This is a genomic window from Methylocaldum sp. (assembly GCF_035627495.1).
Classification (GTDB): domain Bacteria; phylum Pseudomonadota; class Gammaproteobacteria; order Methylococcales; family Methylococcaceae; genus Methylocaldum.
The window spans coordinates 25,093-35,447 of record NZ_DASPLO010000019.1 but is presented as its reverse complement, the minus strand read 5'-3'; the positions used below and the strand labels follow the sequence as shown (position 1 = coordinate 35,447).

9 protein-coding genes and 1 pseudogene are annotated in these 10,355 nt (G+C 57.3%); 4 read left to right on the top strand and 6 right to left on the bottom strand.

The genetic code is table 11. From position 1 onward, the window contains the following. Both VEB01_RS01925 and VEB01_RS01920 read left to right on the top strand, forming a co-directional pair. Positions 1-210, top strand: a pseudogene (locus tag VEB01_RS01925) (ATP-dependent zinc metalloprotease FtsH); the annotation flags it as partial. 82 nt (positions 211-292) lie between these two features. Then, positions 293-1,234 carry a LysR family transcriptional regulator gene (locus VEB01_RS01920; RefSeq protein ID WP_324872415.1) on the top strand — a complete coding sequence of 314 codons (942 nt, stop codon included), beginning with the start codon at positions 293-295 and terminating at the stop codon, positions 1,232-1,234. 88 nt (positions 1,235-1,322) lie between these two features. Here VEB01_RS01920 and VEB01_RS01915 read toward each other — a convergent pair whose 3' ends face one another. From VEB01_RS01915 to VEB01_RS01895, 5 genes are all read right to left on the bottom strand, one after another. Further along, positions 1,323-3,659, bottom strand: coding sequence for a nitric oxide reductase activation protein NorD (locus tag VEB01_RS01915; RefSeq protein WP_324872414.1), 2,337 nt, complete (start codon positions 3,657-3,659; stop codon positions 1,323-1,325). Between the two features lie 56 nt (positions 3,660-3,715). After that, a complete protein-coding gene (locus tag VEB01_RS01910; protein WP_324872413.1) occupies positions 3,716-4,516 on the bottom strand; it encodes a CbbQ/NirQ/NorQ/GpvN family protein in 801 nt (266 codons plus the stop codon). A gap of 22 nt (positions 4,517-4,538) precedes the next feature. Continuing rightward, the gene (locus VEB01_RS01905; RefSeq protein WP_324872412.1) at positions 4,539-5,432 is read right to left on the bottom strand and encodes an alpha/beta fold hydrolase; all 894 of its coding nucleotides are present in this window, start codon (positions 5,430-5,432) and stop codon (positions 4,539-4,541) included. Between the two features lie 97 nt (positions 5,433-5,529). Continuing rightward, positions 5,530-5,889 carry a ribulose bisphosphate carboxylase small subunit gene (locus VEB01_RS01900; protein WP_324872411.1) on the bottom strand — a complete coding sequence of 120 codons (360 nt, stop codon included), beginning with the start codon at positions 5,887-5,889 and terminating at the stop codon, positions 5,530-5,532. A gap of 130 nt (positions 5,890-6,019) precedes the next feature. Further along, complete coding sequence (locus VEB01_RS01895) at positions 6,020-7,441, bottom strand: form I ribulose bisphosphate carboxylase large subunit (protein WP_324872410.1); 1,422 nt, start codon at positions 7,439-7,441, stop codon at positions 6,020-6,022. Between the two features lie 528 nt (positions 7,442-7,969). On the opposite strand from VEB01_RS01895, the gene VEB01_RS01890 reads away from it, so the two are divergent. After that, entirely contained in the window at positions 7,970-8,629 is a 660-nt protein-coding gene (locus VEB01_RS01890) for a VPLPA-CTERM sorting domain-containing protein (RefSeq protein ID WP_324872409.1), read from the top strand. A gap of 211 nt (positions 8,630-8,840) precedes the next feature. Continuing rightward, positions 8,841-9,506: an alpha/beta hydrolase gene (locus VEB01_RS01885; protein WP_324872408.1), complete on the top strand. Its 666-nt coding sequence runs from the start codon at positions 8,841-8,843 to the stop codon at positions 9,504-9,506. A gap of 42 nt (positions 9,507-9,548) precedes the next feature. Here VEB01_RS01885 and VEB01_RS01880 read toward each other — a convergent pair whose 3' ends face one another. Next, complete coding sequence (locus tag VEB01_RS01880; RefSeq protein WP_324872407.1) at positions 9,549-10,352, bottom strand: zinc-ribbon and DUF3426 domain-containing protein; 804 nt, start codon at positions 10,350-10,352, stop codon at positions 9,549-9,551. Positions 10,353-10,355 lie beyond the last annotated feature (3 nt).

Sequence of the window (10,355 nt, the reverse complement as noted above, 5' to 3'; positions counted from 1 at the left end):
AATATGGAAAAATTGCATCTTATGGCAGAAGCCTTGATCAAGTACGAGACTATTGATCGTTTCCAAATTGACGACATCATGGATGGTAAGGTTCCGCGTCCACCGCAAAGCTGGGGTGAAGCGCCTCCGAGTGGCGGTGCTGCGGGCTTGGGGGCGAAGGAGACATCCAAGGGCAAGGGAACTTTCGGCAAGATTGCCGAACAATACTGAAGTCCAATTCTGGCTGGACAGCTGGTTTAAGCTAAGGTATCCAACGGCCGGTCGTATTTAACGACAGTAGCAGTTTTCAAACATGTTAAATCTGAGGCACCTCGATTTCACCATGCTGCTGGCCTTCGATCTGTTGATGCAGGAACTCAACGTTTCACGGGCCGCCGAAAAGATGTTTATTACCCAGTCGGCTATGAGCCAAATCCTGCAGCGGCTTCGGCAACAGTTCGACGATCCTTTGCTAGTGAGGACACCGACGGGCATGAAGCCCACGGAACGCGCCTCGGCATTGCTCGAGCCCGTCCGCTCGGTCCTGCGAAACGCGGAACATATCCTCAAGTCGCCGGCTCAATTCGATCCTGCTACGAGCCACGAACGATTCATCCTGGCCGGATCGGACTATGTCGAGTTTCTTGTCTTGCCCCGCCTGATCGAGCGGGTGTGCAACCTCGCTCCTCGGATCGAGATTCATGTGCAACGGCCAGACACTGGTTCGCTCGAGGCCCGGTTGCAGAATCAGGAGATCGATTTGATTTTAGGCTTTCAGGCGATGTTGAAGCTGCCGGCGCATCTGAATTGGGTGCGGCTTTTCGATGACACTATAGTTTGCATCGCCCGCCGTGACTATGCTGGTGTTGAAGATGAAATCACTCTGGAGGAATACCTACAAAGGAATCAGTTGCTGATCTCCTCTTGCGATCTGAATGCACAGATTGTCGAACGCTGGCTAATGAAACAGGGTTTGGAGAGACGAGTCGCCGTGGTCGTGCCGAATTTTCTCTCGGCTCCTTTTACCGTCGCAACGACGGACCTCTTGCTTTCGTTACCCCGGCGAATCGCTGAAGCTTGTATCAAGTCCTCGCCATTGAAACTCGTCCAGGTCCCCTTCGGTCTGCCGGCCTATGACTTCGTCGTGGCTTGGCACCCATTGAGAGATAAAGATCCTGCTCATCAATGGTTAAGGGAACAGATCCTCGAGGTCAGTCGGGAAATTGATCTGTGCCCCCTAGATCAGTGGGATTAGGATCGGTCTCCTGGCTCCCGGGAGACCGGGGACTCTGGCGGAATCCAGGCTGGCACGGCTCCGGTCGATCTTATTCGGATAGTGTACATCAGCCGGTCAAACTCACGAACAAGGCCGGCAAGCGCTCCGGCAATCGCTGCACATGATCGACGACAGTGTAGCGATTCGGGCCGAAGATTCTGGATACATATTCGTCGGCTTCGGGGTCTAGAGTGAGGCAATAGCTCGTCACACCCGCGGTCGCCAGTTCCTCCACCGCCTTCTTGGTATCAAACCGGAGGTATTGCGGATCGCGCTCGTCGATATCCGCCGGCTCGCCGTCCGAAACCAAGAGCAGCAATTTTTTCTGCTGCGGCTGTCTGAGCAGAAACTTTCCGGCATGACGAAGCGCCGCCCCCATCCGCGTCGAGAGCCCACCCTGCATGCCCGCCAGTCGCGCTTTCGCCTTATCGTCGAAGGCTTGATCGAAATCCTTGAAACGGTAGTACTGCACATCGTGCCGTCCATCCGAAGCGAACCCGTGAATGGCAAAGGGATCGCCGATGCCGTCGATGGCCCAAGCCAGCAAGGTGGTCGCCTCCCGCGCAAGCTGAATCACGGCGCGATCCGAGCCTGGCAGGGTCTCGTTGGTCGATTCCGATAGATCGAGAAGCACCAGCACCGCCAAGTCCCGCGTCTTCCGGATGTAGCGGATACTGATGCGCGGGTCTGGCATCTCGCCCATGCGGATGTCGACCATGGCGCGAATGGCGGCGTTAAGGTCGATCTCGTCGCCGTCCTCCTGTCGTCGCTGGCGAATCAAACCCTGTGGTTGCAGGGCGTCGATGATGTGCTTGAGACGACTGGCGATGGGCTTGTACTCAACTAGAATCTGCTCGATCAAGTCCCGATCTCCCCTAGACTGCCGCTTCTCCAGCACCGTCGCCCAATTGGGTCGGTGCAACTGCACCTGGTAATCCCATTCGGGGTAATGATAAGGGTCGCTGACCGGCTCCTTGCCCTCAAGCTCATTGATGGTACAGCCTTCCTGGTCCAGGTAGAACGGCGTCTCCAGCGTCCAGACTTCCTGGGCGTCGTCCCCCGCCAGTTCGCAGTCCACCTCGTTGACCATCTCCATCACCGAGACCTTCCTGCGCACCTGACGTTCACTGGCCGGCACGTATTCCGCTTGATCCCAGCGCTGCTCTGCGAACGCCCAAATGAACCGGTTATCGTCGCGGTACGGGATGTCGATTCCCTCCAGAACCCGCAGCGACGAGACGGCCATACGGTCCTTGATCTTGTTGTAGAGCGTTACGCCCAGATCCCAGCTGATTTGGTTGTCATGGGAACGGGCCGAAAATGCCTCCCAAAACGCCGCTACGGTCTCCCGAATCAGCGCATCGTCGGTTTCGAGCTCCCGATCGAGCAGCGCATGGGCCAAGCGCTCCAGGAACAAAAGAGCGGGATCGCGGCCTTCTCGGCCTTCGGCGGCTGCCTCATGCAGCGGAAGCCAAAGCTGCTGGAGGCCGGGAAACTGGCGTATGGCCAGGTGCTCGACACGCGCGTCTTCCATCAGACCGATCATGAACATCTGCACCGGATTCAGCGCTTCCGCCGAAATGGCCTTCTCGGTGTAGGCTAGATGCGCGGCGGCATGGGCGCTGGCGGCGCGGTATAGCTCCTTCCCCGAAATGCCGCCGTAGTCGTCGAAGGCGTCCGGCAGGTAAATGACCGGAAAATCGATGAACGGCTTGAGACTTTGGCGGCTTTCGTAGTCTCCGGCCGTCGGACGCATGTAAAAATCGCGGCCCCACAACGCGCGCAGGTAAAAGTTCAGCTTGCGCTGGGTATCGACAAACAGCGTGCCGCGCCGCTCTTTCTGTAAAACCGCCACACTGTCAGCGGTTTGCAGGCTGAAGTATTTGGCCAGGTTTTCAAAATCGCGCCCATGCACCTGTGCGCCCCAAAGTGCCCAGCGGCGCAATCCGCCCAGCGTCAACTTCTCGAACAGTTGATCTAGATGCTGGAGCATCGGACGCAGTCCGCGCGGGGCCTTCGCTGACAATTGATGGATCAAGGCCAAATACTGACGCAATAGATCGGCATCGCCGAGCCGGTTGGCCGCCGTGGGCAAGCTGTCGAACAGCACGGCGATCACGCTGCCGCTCACCATCGATGCCAGCTTCATCACGGCGGTAACGACATCGGGGATGATCTCGTCCCCCACCTCCTTGGCGACCAGCGGCATTTCCTGAATATAGGACACGACCAATTCCGTTCCGCGCCCAAGCTCCGAGAGTGCGCGGGCACCTTCGATATAGTTGCGCAGGCCGCCCGGAGACATGACCCGAGCCGCTTCGTGAAAGCTGGCTTCCAGCGTATCCTTGACATGCGGCTCGACCCGCTCCAGGTATTCGCGGTAGTCCTCTAGGTTGATGCTCATGGCTCGCCTCTTTTTCTATTGGCCCGCACCCGGCTTTGCAGCGACTTAGAAGCTGTTTAGAAAAAGGTGGCAACCGCCGCGTCCAGCGTATCCCGCATGTCGGGATCGTCGGTCAAAGGACGCACCAAGGTCATCTGGCACGCCGCCCTGGGTTCAACGCCTTTGGAGATGAGATGTCCGGCGTAAACCAGCAAGCGGGTCGATATGCCTTCGTCCAGACCATGCCCTTTGAGATTGCGGGCGCGATGGGCAATCTGCACCAGCTTCTCGGCGGTCTTCGCGTCCACGCCGGTTTCATGGGACACCACTTCAGATTCCACCTCGGTTTCCGGATAGTTGAAGTCCAGCGCGCCGAAGCGTTGTTTGGTGGATTGCTTCAAATCCTTCAAAAGGTTTTGGTAACCCGGATTGTAGGAGATCACCAACTGGAAATCGGGATGGGCGTTCACCAACTCACCCTTTTTGTCGAGCGGCAAGGTGCGGCGGTGATCGGTCAACGGGTGAATGACCACGGTCGTGTCCTGCCTGGCTTCGACGACTTCGTCCAGATAGCAGATGGCGCCCATGCGCGCAGCGGTGGTCAAGGGACCGTCTTGCCAGCGGGTGCCGGTGGCATCCAGCAGGAAGCGGCCGATCAGGTCGGAGGCAGTCATGTCTTCGTTGCAGGCTACGGTAATCAACGGGCGGTTTAATTTCCAGGCCATGTACTCGACGAACCGGGTCTTGCCGCACCCGGTGGGGCCTTTCAGCATGACCGGCATGCGAGCGGCGTAAGCGGCCTCGAACAGATCGACCTCATCGGCGACCGGGCGGTAGTAGGGTTGTTCTTTGATTAAATACTGTTCGGAATGGGTCATCGGTTAATCCTCTTTCCGGATTTCAACGTATTATCGACTCGATTAGTGTCTCGATAATTTCGTCCGCACGGTCTATCGGCAGCGAAAAGTGCCCCTCGTCCGGATACCTGCAAACCTGTGCCTGCGGGAACGATTCCGCAAGCGCCAGCGTGTGGGACAAGGGCACGGTCACATCCGCCTCGCCATGCCAAAAGATGATCGGCATCCGAATCTGCGCGAGGTCGAATCCCCAATCGTGGGCATACAAGACCATATCCTGCACGGCCCCCTCCGCACCCGGGCGTAACGCTTCGCGCACCGAGGCGCACAGGGCCGATTTGACTTGGGGGCGTGTCAAGGTTGATCGATCGGAAGCGGGACTGCCCACAGTCAGCAGAGACAGCGCCGCTTCCGGTTTCCGGTAAATCAAGCGTCCGATGAACTCCCCGTAAACCAAGCTCAGCAGCCAGCGCGACTTGCGGGCCACACCAAACCCGAACCGCGCCGGCCAACGCATCGCCTGCATTGTTTCCGTACCAGTCAGACGCCCGAGACCGCAGACGATCCCGACTGCCCTCACCCGGTCCGGCAGCCGAGCGGCTAACGCCAATCCGTAAGGCCCACCGCCGGACGTACCCAGCACCGAAAATCGTTCTATGCCGAGATGGTCTGCTAGTTGAACCACATCATCCGCCCAGTCCCCGATGGTTCGCTCCGGCTTCCAATTCGACAAGCCGTATCCGGGACGATCCGGGGCGATAATGCGCACTCGCTGGCGTTCGGCCGCCGCCGCGATGAGAACGCTCTCCAGCCGAGAGGCCGGGAACCCGTGGCAGTAGACGACCGGTGTTCCGGCCGGATCGCCGACTTCGGCGAAGCCGAGCTGGCGCCCGTCTTTGAGCGTCATGGTCTGATTGAGCCGCTCGCTTGAATCCATGTCTTTTCCAATCGTTGGGGCGAGAATCGCCGCTTCAATAAAAAAGCCCCGGCCTGCGTTGGCAGAGCGGGGCTATCGAACCTAACCCAAGCGGGACTTAGACTTTGATCGGGCCCCGGTAGATAACCATGGAGGCGCCTTGCGACTGCTTGTAGTTGTCATAACCGACCAGCCGCACATGATTGTTCGGGTGCGCCTTGTGGCAAGCTTCGGCTTCGGCCAGGATTCTGTCCACATCGGTTTCGCCGAACATCGGCAATTTCCACATGTACCAATAGTGGTCGAAAGCATTTTCCGGCTCGGTGTGCTCGATGGCCGGGTTCCAGCCCTTGCTGACGATATATTCCACCTGTTTCCGAACCTGGGCGGCGTCCATCGCCGGCAAATAGGAGAAGGTTTCGAATTTGCGGCTCGAAACATCGGTCAGGCTGGATTTGTAATCTTGCATTTCGCTCATGGTTGTTCCAATCCTCGTTCAATGATCGCTCACATAACTCCTCTCTCGTTTTAGAGAGAGGGGCATGCTTTTAGGCGATGTCTAACTCGTCAACGGTATCGCTTCAATCCACATCTGATTACTCAAGGGGTTACTTGTGTGCCACATCGAGTTTGTCGACCGTGTCGAACTCGAACTTGATCTCCTTCCAAGTTTCCAATGCAGCCTTGAGTTCCGGGCTGTCTTTCGCCGCGGACGTTAGAATTTCCTTACCTTCCTTTTCAAGCTGACGGCCCTGGTTGCGGGCTTCGACACAGGCTTCCAGAGCGACGCGGTTAGCCGCCGCCCCGGCGGCGTTGCCCCAAGGATGGCCCAGGGTGCCGCCGCCGAATTGCAGCACGGCGTCGTCGCCGAAGATGGAGACCAGCGCCGGCATGTGCCATACGTGGATACCGCCCGACGCGACCGCGAAGACGCCTGGCATGGAGCCCCAATCTTGATCGAAGAAGATTCCGCGGCTGCGGTCTTCTTTGATGTAGCGTTCGCGGAGCAGATCGATCCAGCCCAGCGTGGACGCTCGGTCGCCTTCCAATTTACCGACCACGGTGCCGGTGTGCAGGTGGTCGCCGCCCGACAGTCTCAGGATCTTGGTCAACACGCGGAAATGGATACCGTGGTTCGGGTTACGGTCGATCACAGCGTGCATCGCACGGTGGATATGCAGGAGAACGCCATTGTCGCGGCACCAGTTGGCCAGACCGGTGTTGGCGCAGAATCCCCCGGTAATATAGTCGTGCATGATGATGGGCGCGCCGATTTCTTTGGCGTATTCCGCACGCTTGTACATTTCTTCCGGAGTCGGCGCGGTCACGTTCAAATAGTGGCCTTTACGTTCGCCGGTCTCCATTTCGGCCTTGTTGATGGCTTCCATGACGAAGTCGAAACGCTGCTTCCAGCGCATGAACGGCTGGCTGTTGACGTTCTCGTCGTCCTTGGTGAAGTCCAGACCGCCGCGCAGGCATTCGTAAACAGCGCGGCCGTAGTTCTTCGCGGACAGCCCCAGCTTTGGCTTGATGGTGCAGCCCAAGAGCGGACGGCCGTACTTGTTCATGATGTCGCGCTCGACCTGGATACCGTGGGGCGGACCGCCGCAGGTCATCACATAAGCGATGGGAAAGCGCACGTCTTCCAGACGGAGGCCGCGGACGGCCTTGAAGCCGAACACGTTGCCGACCAGGGAGGTGAAAACGTTTACGACCGACCCTTCCTCGAACAAATCGATCGGATAAGCGATGAAGGCGTAGAACTGCTCGTCGCTGCCCGGAACGTCTTCGATGCGGTACGCACGGCCTTTGTAATAATCGAGATCAGTCAAAAGATCGGTCCACACCGTGGTCCAGGTACCGGTGGACGATTCGGCGGCGACCGCCGCCGCCGCTTCCTCACGAGGAACGCCGGGCTGGGGCGTAATTTTAAAGACGGCCAAGAGATCGGTATCCGCCGGAGTGTAATCCGGCATCCAGTATGTCTCGCGGTATTCTTTTACGCCCGCGTTATAGGTTTTTACAGCCATACTTTCCTCCTACCACGTATGTGGATTGTTCTCAGAAATAGTTACAGGGTCCTTCTTGGACCGCAAATCGTGTTGCCCTTTCACGGCGAGGAACTATAAGCCGTTCCATTCATAAAGAAAATTAAGTTGTTATGATTACCTTAATAAGATTGCCTTATATTAAATTATCAACTTTTGGAGTCCAGACACAATGGACGCTCCAAGCTGAGCGATAGGATAAGCCAAGAGCTTTCGGAGCTCCAAGAAGGATTGTCCTGCCGGAACGCGAGTCGAGATTTTGGTTCGGCAGCCGCGACACGGCACTCTCAAGCATTTGCAAAGCGGGTGATCAGCTCCCGAATCCGATCGCTTTTGTCTCAGCAGCATGACAGAACGTAAACATATGCTAGCAACGGGAACTATGAAGTTTTAACCGCGTCAACACCGTTACACCCTCACACTCGTGATCGGCGTTAGGGACAAACCAGGCCATACCCGGTTTGTGTTTCGCTAGATGAACTAGCCAAACAGGTTTTCAAGGAAAGAATCATGAAACTCACACCGATTTATCTAGGAGCGGCGTTGGCATTTACAGGCCAAGCCCAGGCAGCGTCCTACTTCCTGGATCAAACGAACATTAACCAGGCCCCCTTTACCGACGGAACGAACTACCTAACCGTGATTACCGAGACATCGGGAGACGATATCACCTTTAATGTCGATGCACTGAACGGTCCGGGCGGGCCTTTCGCCGGTAATGAGCTTTCCAACTTCGGCATCCAGGCATTCGGATTTAATGTGGTAAATGCCGGGCCTAGCCCCGGATCTGGCAATATCAGCAACTTACCCAGCGGCTGGACCGTCGATATCAATAGCCAATTAAATGGTTTCGGCGAATTCGACGTGGTCGTGAGCGGGACGGGAAGCAATCGCCAGGAGCCGCTGACCTTCAGCATCACCGGGATCACCGGCGACACGCCCGCCTCCTATCATGGGCCCTCCGGCGGAAATGCGGGGGAAGGAAACGCCTGGTACGCGGCTCACGTGACCGATTTCTCGGGTCCCGGAGAGACCACAAGCGGCTTCTTTGGCGGCGGCAACGGCCCGGGAACGGCTCCCGCGCCTGTCCCTCTTCCCACGGCGGTCTGGCTGTTAGGCTCGGCCATCGCCAGTTTGGGCTTGATCTCGAGACGATCCGGTAAAGCATAGGGACTTAATCCACAGGGATTTTTCCCCTGTAAGCTCTCTTCGAATGCAGCGCCAGCAGTCAGCCAAAATACGCCCCTTTTTTAAAGCCGCCTGCCGGAAATCTCGTCGACTACTGGCTTTTCTTCATTTCCGAAGCAGGCGGCTCGGCTTGCCTCCCTAGTCACCAAATGCAACACTTGGGCTCAAATGCCCAACTGCACCTAAGCACTTCATGTCGGATAGCCATTTAGCCGCTGTCGAAATTCGACCGCGCGACGTCCATCGCTCCACCCTTATCTGGCTGCATGGCCTGGGCGCCGACGGCCATGACTTTGAACCGATCGCGAAGGAACTCGGGTTGCCTGAAAACCTAGGTGTCCGTTTCATATTCCCCCATGGCCCATATCGTGCAATCACGATAAACGGCGGATATAGGATGCGCGCGTGGTACGACATTGTCCGGCAGGACCTGAGCCTATTCCCCGATGAAGCCGGGATACTCGAATCCCGGAGGTCAGTATCCGAAGTGATTGCGCGGGAAATCCAATGTGGCGTTAGTCCCTCGCGCATCATTCTGGCCGGGTTCTCCCAGGGAGGCGTCATTGCATTGGATACGGCGGCGCATTATTCCCACACGCTCGGCGGCGTCATCGCCCTTTCGGCCTATGTGGCCATGCCGGAACACATGCCTCAGGCATCGCATTCGCTGCCCATATTCATGGCGCACGGCACGCAAGATCCGGTTGTTCCGTATGAGTTGGGCAGTAGCAGCTGCGCGTTACTGAAAGCCAAGGGTTATGACGTCGAATGGCATCGCTATCCGATCCAACATTCGGTTTGCAGGGAAGAGATCACGGCGATTCGGGACTGGCTTCTCCGACAGCTTGGCGAGGACTGAAAGCCGCCTGGACAGGGGCTTTCGGGAGTATGATTCTCGGGATTAGAGCAATTCGAAAACGAAACCGCCCACACCACCGCTGGGTTTAGCCAGCAGCAAATGGATTTCGAACGGTTTGCCGACCGGCATCAGCGAGATTTTTTCCCCTTCCGCGAGATATTCCGCAGGCGTGAATATCCGCTCCGCAACGGGACTTCCATTGAGCTCCGTAAGAACCAGCTTCAGATTGGGGAAGATTTGCGGCAAGTTGGATTGGTTCGCGAAAACCAATTGAAATTCCAGGGCTTCGTCGCGATTCGAATCCGGCCGCAAGGCCCGGTCGAAAATCTGGATTCGGCGCACATCTTTGTAAGGCGGCAGAGAGCAATCGATGGTCTTGCAGGCCATATCCAGCCATGGCCGCATCCGCGCATTCTGCACCAGCTTTTCTCCTTCGAAAACGGCCAGCTGAGTGGCCAGGAGAGCCAGCAATCCGAAAACACCCAATCCCCAGAGCCCCCCTTGTATCACTGGAGATGACTCGGCGGCCTCTTTGTCACGGGCGCCCCGGGAAATCCGGTCAATTGGCTTCTCTTTGCTCTCCGTCGCCGATAAATCGTCGACATCCGACTCTTCCAACAGCTCCCGCTCGAACTTTCGGACGAGAACCGCTTCTTGAGCCCCCAAAACCGGGGGTCTGGCTTGAAGTGTCCCCTCCGGAACCGCATCCTTCACGATATGGGCCAAGGACACCAACGCATTGAATACGATATGGCAGTGCTCGCAAAGAGCTTCTCCACGCCCAGCCCGCAGTTGCCCGATGCTGATGCGGTATGCGGTCTTACATTCGGGGCAGCGCGTATACACGAT

What these genes read in the sequence shown, in the direction of transcription:
- VEB01_RS01920 (WP_324872415.1), top strand. Translation starts at nt 293, where the DNA reads ATGTTAAATCTGAGGCACCTCGATTTCACCATGCTGCTGGCCTTCGAT.
- VEB01_RS01915 (WP_324872414.1), bottom strand. Translation starts at nt 3,659, where the DNA reads ATGAGCATCAACCTAGAGGACTACCGCGAATACCTGGAGCGGGTCGAG.
- VEB01_RS01910 (WP_324872413.1), bottom strand. Translation starts at nt 4,516, where the DNA reads ATGACCCATTCCGAACAGTATTTAATCAAAGAACAACCCTACTACCGC.
- VEB01_RS01905 (WP_324872412.1), bottom strand. Translation starts at nt 5,432, where the DNA reads ATGGATTCAAGCGAGCGGCTCAATCAGACCATGACGCTCAAAGACGGG.
- VEB01_RS01900 (WP_324872411.1), bottom strand. Translation starts at nt 5,889, where the DNA reads ATGAGCGAAATGCAAGATTACAAATCCAGCCTGACCGATGTTTCGAGC.
- VEB01_RS01895 (WP_324872410.1), bottom strand. Translation starts at nt 7,441, where the DNA reads ATGGCTGTAAAAACCTATAACGCGGGCGTAAAAGAATACCGCGAGACA.
- VEB01_RS01890 (WP_324872409.1), top strand. Translation starts at nt 7,970, where the DNA reads ATGAAACTCACACCGATTTATCTAGGAGCGGCGTTGGCATTTACAGGC.
- VEB01_RS01885 (WP_324872408.1), top strand. Translation starts at nt 8,841, where the DNA reads ATGTCGGATAGCCATTTAGCCGCTGTCGAAATTCGACCGCGCGACGTC.